The 14,551-nt window shown below is 39.7% G+C and carries 13 protein-coding genes; 10 read left to right on the top strand and 3 right to left on the bottom strand.

Features of this window, described 5'->3' with window-relative positions:
- Positions 1–65: 65 nt before the first annotated feature.
- The 5 genes from NAF01_RS14065 to NAF01_RS14045 all read left to right on the top strand — a co-directional run bounded on the left by NAF01_RS14065 (position 66) and on the right by NAF01_RS14045 (position 4,009).
- Positions 66–1,262 carry a styrene monooxygenase/indole monooxygenase family protein gene (locus tag NAF01_RS14065; protein ID WP_250800559.1) on the top strand — a complete coding sequence of 399 codons (1,197 nt, stop codon included), beginning with the start codon at positions 66–68 and terminating at the stop codon, positions 1,260–1,262.
- 4 nt (positions 1,263–1,266) lie between these two features.
- Positions 1,267–1,791, top strand: a complete 525-nt coding sequence (locus NAF01_RS14060) for a DinB family protein (RefSeq protein ID WP_250800557.1) — start codon at positions 1,267–1,269, stop codon at positions 1,789–1,791.
- A 26-nt stretch (positions 1,792–1,817) separates the two neighbouring features.
- On the top strand, positions 1,818–2,366 hold the full coding sequence (locus tag NAF01_RS14055; RefSeq protein WP_250800555.1) for a GNAT family N-acetyltransferase: 549 nt from the start codon (positions 1,818–1,820) through the stop codon (positions 2,364–2,366).
- Positions 2,366–2,872 (top strand): DinB family protein, encoded by a 507-nt coding sequence (locus tag NAF01_RS14050; protein ID WP_163139654.1) that lies wholly within the window; start codon positions 2,366–2,368, stop codon positions 2,870–2,872. Before NAF01_RS14055 ends, NAF01_RS14050 begins: the two co-directional genes overlap by 1 nt.
- 201 nt (positions 2,873–3,073) lie before the next feature.
- Complete coding sequence (locus NAF01_RS14045) at positions 3,074–4,009, top strand: transporter substrate-binding domain-containing protein (protein WP_250800553.1); 936 nt, start codon at positions 3,074–3,076, stop codon at positions 4,007–4,009.
- Between the two features lie 338 nt (positions 4,010–4,347).
- On the opposite strand, the gene NAF01_RS14040 is transcribed toward NAF01_RS14045, so the two are convergent.
- Positions 4,348–5,115 (bottom strand): alpha/beta fold hydrolase, encoded by a 768-nt coding sequence (locus tag NAF01_RS14040; RefSeq protein WP_250800552.1) that lies wholly within the window; start codon positions 5,113–5,115, stop codon positions 4,348–4,350.
- Positions 5,116–5,672: 557 nt separating this feature from the next.
- A complete protein-coding gene (locus NAF01_RS14035; protein ID WP_048008627.1) occupies positions 5,673–6,410 on the bottom strand; it encodes an IclR family transcriptional regulator in 738 nt (245 codons plus the stop codon).
- A 177-nt stretch (positions 6,411–6,587) separates the two neighbouring features.
- On the opposite strand from NAF01_RS14035, the gene NAF01_RS14030 reads away from it, so the two are divergent.
- The 5 genes from NAF01_RS14030 (at position 6,588) to NAF01_RS14010 (ending at position 13,217) form a co-directional block, all read left to right on the top strand.
- Complete coding sequence (locus tag NAF01_RS14030) at positions 6,588–7,442, top strand: dimethylarginine dimethylaminohydrolase family protein (RefSeq protein ID WP_250802469.1); 855 nt, start codon at positions 6,588–6,590, stop codon at positions 7,440–7,442.
- Between the two features lie 40 nt (positions 7,443–7,482).
- The gene (locus NAF01_RS14025; protein WP_284709484.1) at positions 7,483–8,286 is read left to right on the top strand and encodes a dimethylarginine dimethylaminohydrolase family protein; all 804 of its coding nucleotides are present in this window, start codon (positions 7,483–7,485) and stop codon (positions 8,284–8,286) included.
- A 50-nt stretch (positions 8,287–8,336) separates the two neighbouring features.
- Complete coding sequence (locus NAF01_RS14020; RefSeq protein WP_250800550.1) at positions 8,337–9,971, top strand: M20 family metallopeptidase; 1,635 nt, start codon at positions 8,337–8,339, stop codon at positions 9,969–9,971.
- 87 nt (positions 9,972–10,058) lie between these two features.
- Positions 10,059–11,465, top strand: coding sequence for an amino acid permease (locus NAF01_RS14015; protein WP_250800549.1), 1,407 nt, complete (start codon positions 10,059–10,061; stop codon positions 11,463–11,465).
- A gap of 534 nt (positions 11,466–11,999) precedes the next feature.
- Complete coding sequence (locus tag NAF01_RS14010; protein WP_250800547.1) at positions 12,000–13,217, top strand: MFS transporter; 1,218 nt, start codon at positions 12,000–12,002, stop codon at positions 13,215–13,217.
- 328 nt (positions 13,218–13,545) lie between these two features.
- On the opposite strand, the gene guaC is transcribed toward NAF01_RS14010, so the two are convergent.
- Positions 13,546–14,529 carry a GMP reductase gene (guaC, locus tag NAF01_RS14005; RefSeq protein ID WP_284709483.1) on the bottom strand — a complete coding sequence of 328 codons (984 nt, stop codon included), beginning with the start codon at positions 14,527–14,529 and terminating at the stop codon, positions 13,546–13,548.
- Positions 14,530–14,551 lie beyond the last annotated feature (22 nt).

The raw sequence follows: 14,551 nt of genomic DNA, 5'->3' as shown, positions 1-14,551 counted from the left end.
GGCAGAAAATTACCAATGTTATTATAATATCTTCGCGTCTACCAGATAACAAAGGGGAGAGAACCTTGAGGAAGAAGATTTGTATTATAGGCAGCGGCACAGCAGGTTTACAGCTGGCTTATTCTCTGAAAGAAGAATTTGATGTGACTGTTATTCACTCAAATTCTTCGGATAAGATCCGAAATGGACGAATTATGTCTACCCAAGTACATTTTGGTTCAACGAGAACCCGAGAAAATCGCTTTAAAATGCCAAAATGGGAGGATAAAACTCTTCTTAAAAGTATTCACATGACGATCGGTAATCAAAAACTATTTGTTGGCAATCTGAAAGAACCAGCATTATCTGTTGACCAGCGTTTCTACTTTTCACACTGTTTGAAGGATCTTGAAAACCAGGGTGTCTCTTTTCGACTTTTAAGAGTAAATAAAGATCAGATAGAAAGTTTGGCAGATGAGTTTGATTTAACGATTGATTGTTCTGGAAAATCGGGCCCTCTCTTTCCATTTCCTATTGAAAAGCAGCTTTCTCCTATCCAAGTGCCTCAACGAAAATGTATCGTTGGTTATTTTTTGGGGGTAAAGCCAAATGATCCTCCAGGTATAAGCGTAACCGTTCTGCCTGAGATAGGTGAAATGTTTGAGATTCCTGCAATGACAGAACAAGGGCCTGTTACCATATTGTTCATTATGGCAGTTCCTGGCGGAGAGTTAGATGTATTTAAAGAAATAAAGGACGTAAAAGAATTTACAAATCAAATGAAAAATATTACACAAATGTATTTCCAGGACATCCACGAACGTATCCAGCAAAATATCTTTTCTCTTTCCGATGATAAAGCCTTCCTTAATGTTGCCATTAAACCTGTAATTAGAAAACCTTACGTAATCTTTAAAAATAAAATAGTAATTGGTTGTGGAGATAGTGTTTTTCTTAATGACCCAATTACTGGTCAGGGATGTAATCTTTCTTCTTTTTGTGCTGAACAGTTGTACGAAACGTTGATTCAATATAAAAATTCAATCTGGGACATCCGAATTGGTGAGACATATTGGGATCGAACAAAAACAGTTGTAAAAGAAGTAACAGAATGGACAAATGCCATGACTCAGGCATTGCCTCAGCATGTAGTTCAAATCCTGTTAGCGGGCGCAGAAAATCAAAAGATTGCAGATGAAGTTGCAGAGTGGTTTGCGAATCCCCGAAAAGCTTATGAAGCTTTTTTTCAAAACATTAATTGCAGCACAGAGGTAAAGGAGTGATTAAATGAGTAATTTAAAACTAATTGAAACATACAAACACGATTTGCAAAACTATTCACTTGAGCAACTAAGATATATAACAGCTGAAGGAGTTTGGTCCATTGGTCAAATGTACGACCATGTGATTCTTGTTGCTATGGAGTATCTTGACAATGTGGAAACATGTGCGGCATCAAAGGAAGAGCAAAAGCTCGGGAAAACGGAGTTTGGTGAGCATTTATATAAAATTGGAGATTTCCCGCCAATTAAAATCAAATTACCGGACGAACTAAATACCCCGCCAAGCAATTCAGATAGTAAAGAAGACCTTACGAATAGGCTAGATCTGGTAATGCAGAGGCTGAGACAATGGGAATCTAGAGTAGATACTATAAATCTCAATTACAAAATTAAACATGAAGGTTTTGGCTGGCTGAACGCGAGAGAGTGGTTCGATCTTGTCGGTATGCATTTTCGCCATCACTTGCGTCAGAAGTGTGAACTGGAACAAAAGTTTTTTAATCATAGTTCAGCCAATTTAATAAACTAAACCAATTAAACTCTCGGAGGTTTATAATGATATATTTAGAAACATCGAGATTGCAATTACGCGACTGGGAGGAAGAAGACATAGAGCCATTTAGTCGACTAAATGCAGATGAACAGGTTATGAAGTATTTTCCTAAAACCTTATCAGCCGAAGAAACAAATGTGTTCTATAAATCGATTGTATCTGAATTTAAAGAATGCGGATTTGGATTATATGCCGTGGAAGTAAAGAAAAATAAAGAGTTTATAGGATTTATAGGATTTCATAGAGCAACATTTAAAGCTGATTTTACACCGTGTATAGAAATTGGCTGGCGACTGAAAAAAGAGGCTTGGGGAAAAGGATATGCATCTGAGGGGGCGTCAGCCTGTTTACAATATGGATTTAACGAATTGGGTTTTAGTGATGTTTTTTGTTTTACTGCCGATGTTAATAAGCCTTCGAAAAAAGTAATGAAAAAAATCGGAATGAATTTTATTAAAACATTCAATCACCCGAAAGTTAAGAAAGATAGTCCTTTAAATAAACATGCTTTATTTCATATAAATCAAAAAGAAGAGGGTGGAGTGAGCTAATGGAAAATAATCGCGCAAAGAAAATGTACGATTACCACGTTTGGGCTAACCAAAAATTGATCCAGCACTTGAAGCAGCTGCCTGATAGGATTTATAACGAGACAGTTAATAGTGTTTTTTCATCGATATCAGAGGTGCTGATTCACCTGTATGCAACAGACATTACTTGGCTGGAGACGATGAAAGGAAGCAGCTTCCACGATACTGTTAGGGAAGTTGAGCGTCGAAAGACAGAAGCATCAAGAGCGTCTATAGATGAACTTAAAGTGTTCTATGATTCGCTTTCAAATGAATTTTACCACTTTTTTGCAGATAATCAGGATCCAGAACGTATCATCATTACAGAGCACCCGAAATATGGTCGCTGTGAGTTCATACTTTCCGATCTCATTCACCATGTAGTGAATCATGGAACCTACCATCGCGGAAATGTGACAGCGATGCTGCATCAGCAAGGTGAACGAGGCGTACCTACGGATTATGTATATTTTCTTTTTGAATGTTAGCGTTTTGTGATTATGCCAGAAAAGGAGCGCAATTCTGCAGCAAAAGAATTGTGCTCTTTTCAACGTTTTTGTGTTTAAGAAATATAGGGGCTATTTTCCTCGTATAAACGAACTATTTTATCGAAAATTCAGAAAATAAATTTACTTTATGTACCTTCCTAAAGATAATAGACATAACCAATTGAATAGGAGGGAAACAGTTTGCAAAAAAAAGTACTCATCGTGTTTGCACTTTTTGCATTATTGATTACCGGAGGGACAAGCCTGTCGCTTGCCGACAGCCAAACCGAGCAGCTAGAGTTAAACGGAAAAAAGTTAAGCACGGTTACAGTAAATGAAAAACCTTATGTATCAGTGAAACAGGTGGCCGAGGCTGCAGGAGGGTATGTAGATAAAAAGGCCAATACATTCGTCATTAGTTCAAGACTCGACCGTATTTTAAAGAAAGGTGTGATTCGGGTAGGTACAACTGGTGACTATAAGCCATTTACGTACTTTAATCCGAAAACAAAAGAGTATGAAGGCTATGATATCGAAGCGGCTAAATTAATGGCAGCAGACCTTGGGGTGAAGATCACTTTCGTTAAAACTTCCTGGCCAACCTTAATGGAGGACCTCCATAAAAATAAGTTTGATATAGCGGTTGGCGGGATCAGCCGCAATACCGATCGGCAAAAAACAGCACACTTAACGCATCCTTATATTAATGATGGAAAGGCTCCTTTAATCCGGCAGGAAGATAAGGAGAAATATACAAGCTTGGAAGCGATTGACCAGCCAGATGTCACCATCGGTGTAAACCCAGGGGGAACCAACCAAAAATTCGTGGATGCCAACATTACACAGGCAAAGGTTGTCGTAATCGAAAACAATCTGGATATTCCGAACATGGTTGCTGAGGGAAAAGTAGACGTGATGATTACCGACAGCATTGAGGCCATCTATTATGCAAGCCAGGATTCCAGGCTGTATGCGGCTCTGACGGACAATACGTTCACGAAGAGCCAGAAAGGCTACCTTATGCATCGCGGGGATACGGTATTCCAGAACTGGGTCAATCTCTGGATGGAGGAGATGGAGCTCAATGGAGAATTTGACCGATTAAAAGAAAAATGGATTTACAATAAGGGAGAATAATAGAAAAGATAGGCAAGGCTTCTATTTCCTATGCCAACCTCTTTTTAGATTCAGCCGTGTAAATTCTATTAGAAAAAGAGATGACAGAAAAAAAACGGATGGTTCTGCTGCAGAAATACTACAGGTTTAACTTCAGGTGTGAGTGTGGCTGCCAGTACAGCAGGAAAACGATCTTCCATTAAAGGGCGCTATCCTTAAATAAATGAGGTAGCGCTCTTTTCCTCTTTAAGGGCGAGACTAAGGTATTGAACTGCCCATGAAAAGATAGCCAAATAAAGAGTAGCCCGAGATGATTTATCAATAAATAGTGAATGGTGACAGGTACCTATAGATACCTGTCATTTTGTGTTTACAAATTGAAAAATTAGCCGGTTAAGTTCTTTTGCAGCCTTGGTCGGGATACGGTGGTCAACATTCTCGATAAAGTACAATTCGTTTTGTGGCAATTTCTCATGCAATTGCCTTGCATAGGAATGAAAGGGCTTATCCTTCTTACCATAAACCAATAAGGTAGGCAAATTAATCTCATTAAGCTGATTGACACAATTGTATTTTAAACTATAGCGATAATATTGCTCAATGTTGCGGTAATCCCCTTTTTTTGCTTCTGAAAACATATTTTTAAACAGCTTGAGATTATTTGAATTATTCCAGGAGATGGACCAGGCTAATAAGTTAATAGCCCCTTTGCTTGAAAGCTTGATTCCTAAAGAAATCTTCTTTCTCAAGTAATCGTCATTTACATCGGGCATTGCCCCAATTGAAATTCCCCCCAAAGCTCTTTCAGGAAACGTCAGCATGAATTGTAAAACAATAGAACCGCCAGTAGAATATCCGCATAAAAACGCTTTATTTATATTAAGGTGGTCCAATAGTCGAATGATATCCTCAATAATTAGTGGATAGGTTATTGGTTCTGGGGAGTATGGGCTTTTTCCGTGTCCGCGTATATCAAAAGTAATTATCTGAAAATTTTTTGAGAGTTCTTCTAATTGATATTGGAAGTTTACTGAAGTCAATACAGGCGGGTGGATAAAAACAATCGGAGTTCCGCTTCCTTTTACAGTATAAAACAGGCTGGCACTGTTCATATTTATCATTGGCATGTACTGTCACCTCAATTACTTATTAATTTTAATTTTTTAGCCAATTTGTCTGATCAGGAAAGAATTAAACTGTCATTACAAAGGTTAATGAAGACACAATAAATATTTTTCCATACTTTTTACAAAAAATGCATATGACCAGGGTAAGTAAAACGGGAAAAGGATATGAAGGAGCATTTCGTGTAGCGTCAAAAACTATTTATACAATGGAATGGCACATATATTAATAATTGCAGGGAGGTAAAATTTAGGGTACGAGTTAGAAGGAATTCTAAAGAGCGAGGATTTAATAGCAGAACGGATACTAGTATATATGCAAGAGACTAGAAAGGTACAGTGTGAAGGATGCATTTTTTCATTTCTGACTAATTAAAACCTGAATCTATGAAATGGTTTTCTTAAGTGTTTTTGGGTTGAACAGGTAACTAATTTGCTGGTTAATATACATTTCAAACGCAAGGCAATTTTTAACCTTGCGTTTTTTTTAATGTTATTTAGACTTAAGGACAATTTTCTTCCTAATCCTTGTTGTTAAAATGCACTCTTTTTTAATTACCTCAGTTTTTACTGCCTAATTTATTGCAGATTCGCATACCGTACTCGATTACTTTTTCAATTAAGCAGTTTTGTCTTTCTTCTGTGATATTGAAATTAACATATCCGATGCTTATGGCTCCCAGGAGTTCATTGGCGTGATCGAAAATAGGCGCAGCTACAGATGAGGTTCCAGGCGTTTGTTCGCCATGACTTTCCCCATAGCCCTGTCTTCTAACTTTGCTCAATAATTTTATAAACGAATCTCTTTCCTCAGATGGCACTAAGGAATTAATAGCTTTAACAGACTCGGAGTTTGGCATATTAGCTAACAGCACTTTGTTTGCTGCCCCAATATTCAGCGGGATACGAATCCCCAGCTGATCATTGATTCGAATCGGATTGTTGAGACAATCAATTCTTTCGACTACAAGTGATTCTAATCCAATTGGCTTGCTAAAATACACACTTTCCTCCACCTCATGCATTAATTTTTCCATCTCTGGGCGAATCAGTCCAACAAAATCAAAGGTGTCATACATTTTAAGTCCATATTCTAACCAGGTGTTACCCATGGAATATAATTTCAAATCGGGGTCCTGCTGAATAAGTCCGTGCTGCTTCATGGATTGCAGGAGGCGATGAAGTGTACTGACAGGCAAGTCGCATTCCTTCGATAAATCTGTAATGGAAATCCACATTCTTGTATCATTTTTAGACAAAACCTTGATTACCTGCATGGCACGATCGATTGTCTGCATCTTTTATCCTTCCATTCCTTTTAATTTACATAAGTGTATTGAAATAAATTAGTCAGTAAATTCAAAATATATTGACATGAAGAATCTATCACTATAATATCATATTATAAGTTTTCCTGTCAGAGGAAACCTATTCCGATATGTGGAAAAAGGAGGTTAAGCCAATTGGTGACTTCAATGTACAAAAAGCTAAACACTGTCATTGTAAAGCATCCAAAAGAAGCCTTTATCAGTCAGGAGCATTTAAGAAGTGAGTGGAAAAAGTTTAACTATATCAGTGAGCCGGATTATATGAAAGCCCAGCAGGAATACGAACAGTTTCTATCCATAATCAAGAAGCATGTCGGCCATATTAAATTTCTGCCGGTTTCAGAAAAGGCGGGGCTGGATTCGCTTTATGCCCATGATCCCGTTAAATTTACGAAAAAAGGCGCAATGATTTTAAAATCAGGGAAAAAATTACGCCAACCTGAAGCAGAAATTTATAAAGAATTTTTACAGGAAAAAAATATCCCGATTTTGGGAGAATTAACTGGTGATGCTGTAGCTGACGGGGGAGATCTTGTTTGGCTGGATGACCGCACTTTATTAATTGGACGCGGTTATCGAACAAACGATGAGGCGATTCGCCAAATTAAAGAAATGACAAAAGAGATAGTTGATGAATGTATAGTTGTCCCGCTCCCGCATGAACAGGGAGAAGAGGTATGTCTTCACCTTATGTCTTTTATAAGCATCGTAGATGAAAATCTTGCTGTGGTGTATTCACGGCTTATGCCCGTATTTCTAAGACAGATGCTTCTGAAACGGGGTTTCCACCTGGTTGAAGTACCGGACGATGAATACCGGCGGCTCGGCTGTAATGTGCTGGCTGTTGCACCTCGCATTTGTGTCATGGTTTCCGGAAATCCTCAAACCAAACAGGGACTATTGGATGCAGGGGCGACCGTCTATGAATACGAAGGTAATGAAATTTCTTATTTAGGCACTGGAGGACCAACATGCCTCACATGTCCTGTGGAACGTATTTAACCGAAGCTTACAAATCAGAAAAATGATGGGGGAATAATACATGTTAAGAGAATCAACAACAAAATCAGCACAAGCTGCAAAAATGTTTCATAACACAATTGTAAAAAGACCCGGCTCAACTTTTATCAATGGATTAACAACATCTGACCTTGGAATACCTATTTTAGAAAAAGCATTAGAGCAGCATGATGCCTATATTGAAGCACTTAAAGCTTGCGGTACAGAAGTAACTGTCCTTCAAAGCAATGATCAATTTCCGGATTCTACGTTTGTAGAAGATACAGCTGTTTTAACTGCAGAGTTCGCAGTAATTTCCAACCCTGGTGCGGAAAAAAGAAATGGCGAAATTCACGAAATAGAGCCGGCAATCAAATCCTTCTTTGATAAGATCTACTATATTAAAGCACCTGGAACACTTGATGGCGGCGATATTTTACAAATCGAAGATCACTTTTACATTGGGATCTCTACCCGGACAAACCAGGGAGGCGCCGAACAGCTTAAGCAAATTTTAGAATCCGAAGGCTATAATGCAACCATCGTTCCATTACAAAAATTCTTCCACCTGAAAACCGGAATAGCATATATAGGCAATCAAACGATTGTCGTTGCTGGAGAATTTGTAGACCACCCGGATTTTAATTCCTATCAAAAAATTGTTGTTCCTCCGGAAGAGGAATATGCAGCAAACTGTATTCGCGTCAATGACTATATCATCATCCCGTCCGGATACCCGCATACAAAGCAAAAAATTAATGAAGCCGGCTTCCAGACGATTGAACTTGATACATCTGAGTTCCGTAAACTTGATGGCGGATTAAGCTGTTTGTCTCTTCGTTTTTAATACTAGTTGAAAAATGGTCGTTTTAATTTGCATAGAAGGAGCGTTTAGTTATGACACAGCTAAGGTGGGGAACCCCGGATGCATTGCGCAGGTTATTGTGTGAAGTAGTAAGCTGGAAAAGCATGACACTTACAGATGGAGAGCGTAAATTTTCTTGTAAGGTGACAGAGAAGCTCAAGGAGTTGACCTATTTTCGGGAGAATCCTGATCACCTGGGGCTCCATGATGCCGATTTGGGCCGTCGGTTTGTAACCGCTTTATATAAACACCCTGATGCCACAGAAACGATCGTGTTAATCAGCCATTTTGATACAGTAAATACCGAAGAATATGGCGATCTTCAGGAGTACGCGCATCTACCGGAGGAATTAACGAAATTGCTCCACTCCAGGGCAGATGAGCTGCCGGAAGAAGCCAGGCAGGATCTTCTCTCGGGAGAGTTCTTATTTGGCAGGGGCACGATGGATATGAAAATGGGGCTTGTCATGCATATGGGATTATTAGAAAAAGCTGCTGTTGAACATTGGCCTATTAATCTTATTTTGCTGACGGTTCCGGATGAAGAAGTGAACTCTTCCGGTATGCGTGCAGCGGTTCAGAAACTTTTAGAATTGAAGGAAAAACATCAGCTCACCTATAAGCTTTTCTTGAACGGGGAACCGGTGTTTACGCAGGAACCGGGTGACAGGAACTATTATGTGTACTCAGGCTCTATTGGTAAAATCATGCCTGCCGCTCTTTTTTATGGAAAAGAAACGCATGTGGGGGAGCCGCTTAGCGGCATTACAGCGCCTTATATTGCCTCGTTTTTAACACAAAGAATGGAGTGGAATTTAACACTGCAGGAAACGGAGATGGGAGAACAAACCCCGCTTCCGGTGACACTGCAGCAAAAGGATCTGCGTCTGGAGTATTCCGCGCAAACACCTTATCGTTCAGCGGCTTTGTACAATGTATTTTTAATGAAACGGAATGCCGGGGAAATCATGGATATTTTCGAAAAGGTAGCGCTAAATGCGGCTCACGCCTGCAACGAAGCCTATAAAGAAATCTGCAGTGAACGGAATGTATCTCCCATCGGAGAAGTGCGTGTGCTGCGCTATGAAGAACTGGAAAAGCATGCCGTTCGAAAATTTGGTGCAGATTTTGTTGCGGGCATCAAAGACTTGGTACAGAAAAAAGCGGAATGGGATGACCGGGAGAAAACTATCCGAATTGCTGATGCCTTAATCATTCAGTGCCAGGAGCTGACACCGGCAATCGTTCTGCTTTATGCACCGCCTTATTATCCGGCAGTCAATTCCTCTGAGGATAAGCTGGTCGCAGAATGCATTGAATATGTAAAACAACAAGGCTTTGAAAAGTTTGGACTGCCTGTTAACCAGGTTCACTATTTTAATGGGATTAGCGATTTGAGCTATGTCAATTATCATGATGCTGGTGACGGCTGGATCGTATTTAAAGAAAACACGCCGGTTTGGGGCAGCAGCTACAGCATTCCATTCGATGAAATGACACAGCTCCAGGCACCGGTACTAAATGTAGGTCCATTCGGAAAAGACGCCCACAAACGAACCGAACGCCTCCACATCAAAAGCGCCTTCGAAGAAGTACCCGCACTTGTAGAAGGGTTGGTAAAAATGCTGGCAAAAAAGCACCTAATGGTATCTGGCGCAACTAGCTGACAAAATGGTGGTTTTGTCCATTCAGGGTGGACAATTCACGAAAGCTTAATGTGTCTGATGCCAATTTAATCAAGGGATGTGATCAAGATGGTAGAGCAAGAGGGTCAGAAGAATCAATTAAACCGGTCGATGAAGCGCCGTCATTTATTTATGCTATCTTTGGGTGGAGTAATAGGAACTGGACTGTTTTTAAACGCCGGCTACACGATCAATCAAGCGGGGGCAGGAGGGGCTTTAATCGGGTATTTATTCGGTGGAATCATTTTATATCTTGTCATGGTTTGCCTGGGGGAGCTTGCTGTGTACATGCCTGTTACAGGATCCTTCCAGACTTATGCCAGTAAATTCATTAGTCCTTCGGCTGGTTTCTCGTTAGGCTGGATGTATTTCATTGGGTCAGCCACCACAGCTGGAGTAGAATTTACGGCTGCCGGAATTTTGATGAAACGCTGGTTTCCGGATATCTCGGTATGGGTGTGGTGTGCCATATTCATCCTTCTTTTATTCGCACTCAATGCCTTAACAACAAGAGGCTTTGCTGAAGCGGAATATTGGTTTTCCGGCATTAAAGTGGTAGCTGTGATCTTCTTTATTATTATTGGCTTCAGTGCCATTCTGGGCATCATACCACTGGCGGACAGGCCGGCGCCATATATGGAACATTTAGCTCCTAAAGGCCTTTTCCCTGCTGGAATTGCCATCGTGTTTGTAACGATGATGAATGTTATCTTTTCCTATCAGGGATCTGAATTAATCGGGATTGCGGCCGGAGAGAGCGAGGAGCCTCAAAAGAATATTCCCCGTGCGATTCGAAATGTCCTATTTAGAATCATCATTTTTTATATTGCTTCTATTATTATATTATCCGCCATTTTTCCAACACAGGAGCTCGGCATATTAGAAAGCCCATTTGTAACCCTGATGGACCTGGCTGGGATTCCATTTGCCCCTGATATCATGAATTTTGTTATCTTAACCGCTATTTTATCAGTAGGAAACTCTTGTATCTATGCTTCGACCCGCTTACTTTGGGCGATGGCCCATGATGGAATGGCACCAAGAGTTTTTGGAAAACTCTCAAAACGAAAGGTTCCGTTCACTGCTCTGGTATTCACCATGATCTTTTCTCTTTTATCATTACTCACAAGCGTATTTGCAGCTGAAACCGTGTTTGTATTATTAATGTCCATTGCTGGTATTTCTGTCACCATCTCATGGATGGGAATCGCTCTCTATCAATTCATGTTCCGGCGCAAGTATATACAGGCAGGCGGAAAGGCAGAGGATCTAAAATACAAAGTCCCATTCTACCCAATCATCCCGCTGATTTGTATTATATTCTGTGTCTCGATCCTGGTATTCCTGGCCTTTGACCCAACTCAGCTGGCAGGACTGCTTATCGGAATAGGATTCCTGCTTGTCAGCTATCTATTCTATTACTTCAAAAATCGGAAAACTGATAAAGTTAGTTCTAATAATGAAATAGGTGCATGAGAGCAATCGCAGACATTTGTATGTTTCTGTGTGATTATTTACCAGGATTAACCGGATGACCATGATGGCTGTCCGGTTTTTTTAATGCTTCATCTTATACTAAAAACCTTAATTTACTTTATCTTAAATGGATGAATAACGACGAAAAAGAAGACGATGTGCAAAGAATGGTAGTTAATTTGGAGGAATAACGACGAAAATGAAGTTAGTGTGGAAAGAATGGTAGTTAATCTGAATGAATAACGACGAAAAAGAGGATAGTGTGCAAGGAATGGTAGTTAATCTGGATGAATAACGACGAAACAGAAGACGATGTGCAAAGAATGGTAGTTAATCTGGATGAATAACGACGAAAAAGAGGATAGTGTGGAAAGAATGGTAGTTAATCTGGATGAATAACGACGAAAAAGAAGATGATGTGCAAAGAATGGTCGTTAATCTGATATTCTAAAAAATATTATGTATTTTACGGGAGAACAGACTGTTATATTCTGTATAATTATAATATTACTCGTTATTTAAGGGAGGGATATCATGATTCCAGGTTCATGGAGAGCGTTAGTATGGATTGGATTAGCTGAATTATGTGCATTAAGCTTATGGTTTAGTGCTTCGGTTATAGCCCCTGAACTAATTCAAGTATGGAATCTTAGCTCCAGCTCAGAAGCATGGCTGTCTGCTTCTGTCCCAATTGGCTTTGTAATAGGTGCATTAGTTAGTTCATATTTTGGGATAGCAGATCGTTTTAATCCCAGAAAGGTTCTTGCCGTTTCAGCGTTTCTGGGGGCACTATTGAATCTCTTGCTTATACTGGCAGATCAGGCTTTTTTCGGTATCCTGCTTAGGATATTAACCGGTGTATCACTCGCTGGTGTATACCCGACAGCTGTAAAAATTTTATCACAATGGTTTCCAAAAAAACGTGGGCTCGCTGTCGGTATCTTAATAGCCGCCTTAACGCTAGGGTCCTCTTTGCCACATTTTATTGTTATATTCTCTTCTTCTTTAAATTGGCAATTAGTGATTATTTGCAGTTCAATATTGGCTCTACTGGCAGCTATCATTGTCAATTGGGTTTTAAAAGATGCTCCAGTAACAACTAAAAAATTACCTTTTTCTTTTAAATTAATTAAAAAGGTAGTATCGAATAAACCCGTAATGCTTGCGAACTACGGCTATTTTGGTCATATGTGGGAATTGTATGCGATGTGGACGTGGATTCCTATCTTTTTGACCTCTAGTTTTACAAGCTATTCACCAGGGGTTCCTCCCTGGTTCATTGCATTGTCCTCTTTTATGATCATTGGAATTGCAGGGGGGATTGGCTGTGTAGCAGGCGGATTGGTCTCAGATAAAATTGGAAGAGCTAATCTAACGATTATTTCAATGGTTATCAGTGCCATTTGCTGTATCTTGATTGGTTTTACTTTTGGTCAATCTATTTGGTTAACCTTACTCCTTTCTATCATTTGGGGAATGTCTGTCATCGCAGATTCTGCCCAGTTTTCTGCCGCAGTTTCAGAAGTTGCAGAAGCTGAGTATGTAGGAACAGCCCTGACTTTTCAAATGTGTATTGGTTTCCTGATCACTATATTTTCTATAAATCTAATCCCTATTATTCAGAGGTTAGTTGGCTGGGAATGGGTCTTTGCCTGTTTAGCGATTGGACCGATACTTGGCATTGTATCTATGGTCCAGTATAAACGGCATGAATTTACTAATGTCAAAGGGACAATAGGTCATTTTAAATAAATGAAACCTTTATTTGTACTAACTTTGTGAAAGTAACGGGTGCAAGAGCTTCAGTATGTGCTGCAAATAAGAAGGCAGGGTTCTTTGTACCAGAGCCACCAAAGAACTTTCCGCAGCTGATGTGGAGTATACGAATAACACACAGTTTTTTAGGAGTACCTCTTTAGTCAACTAAGGATGCACACTTTGACAAATATTAAATAATAACATAACCATAAAATACTAAAAACCCTTGCTGCGCAAGGGTTTTCGTGTATGGAGCATAGGGGGCTCAAACCCCAGACCTCTACGCAGCCAGAGGAAAATCTAAAACAATTGAGTAAAAGGCTTAATATACTTTATCGCCATTAAAAATAGAGTTTTTGACAATAACATAATCTACGTGACGAATGGAGTCTAAAGTAGTTCCACCAGCATATGAAATAGAAGATTGGAGATCTTGTTCCATTTCAGTCAAAGTATCTTGTAAGGAACCTTTATGCTCAACGTACATTTTCTTACCTTCTACGTTCTTCTTTTCACCTTTTTGATATTCAGAAGCAGAGCCAAAATATTCTTTAACAATCTTTCCATCTTGGTTGATGGTTTCTCCTGGTGATTCTTCATGTCCGGCAAAAAGGGAGCCAATCATGACCATCGATGCACCGAAACGGATTGATTTGGCTATATCACCGTGTGTTCGTATTCCGCCATCAGCAATAATCGGTTTACTTGCTGCCTTTGCACACCAACGAAGTGCTGCCAGCTGCCAGCCTCCAGTCCCGAATCCTGTTTTAATTTTTGTGATGCATACCTTACCAGGACCAATCCCAACTTTTGTCGCATCAGCACCGGCATTCTCAAGTTCTCGCACAGCTTCAGGAGTACCAACATTACCAGCAATGACAAAGCTCTCGGTTAGGTGTTTTTTAATATGCTGAATCATATTAATGACAGCATTTGAATGACCATGTGCAATGTCGATCGTTATGAATTCAGGGGTAAGCCCTGCCTCTGCAAGCTCTTCAATGAATTGATATTCTTCTTCTTTCACTCCAACACTAATTGAAGCGTAGAAACCTTTTGCTTGCATATCCTCTACAAATGACCGCCGTTTTTCTGGCTCAAAGCGATGCATAATATAAAAATAATTATTTTCAGCAAGATAAAGGGCTATCTTTTCATCAATGATTGTTTGCATATTGGCTGGCACAACAGGAAGTTTAAATTGACGACCTCCTAGTGTCACAGTGGTATCACACTCAGAACGGCTGTTAACCACACATTTAGCAGGAATTAACTGAATATCTTCATAATCAAATACATTTTCCATGATATACACTCCTAAAAAAATA

It is taken from the genome of Cytobacillus firmus (genome assembly GCF_023657595.1).
Classification (GTDB): domain Bacteria; phylum Bacillota; class Bacilli; order Bacillales; family Cytobacillaceae; genus Cytobacillus; species Cytobacillus firmus_B.
The sequence above is the reverse complement of the archived record's forward strand: the minus strand, read 5'-3'. Positions and strand labels throughout refer to the sequence as shown.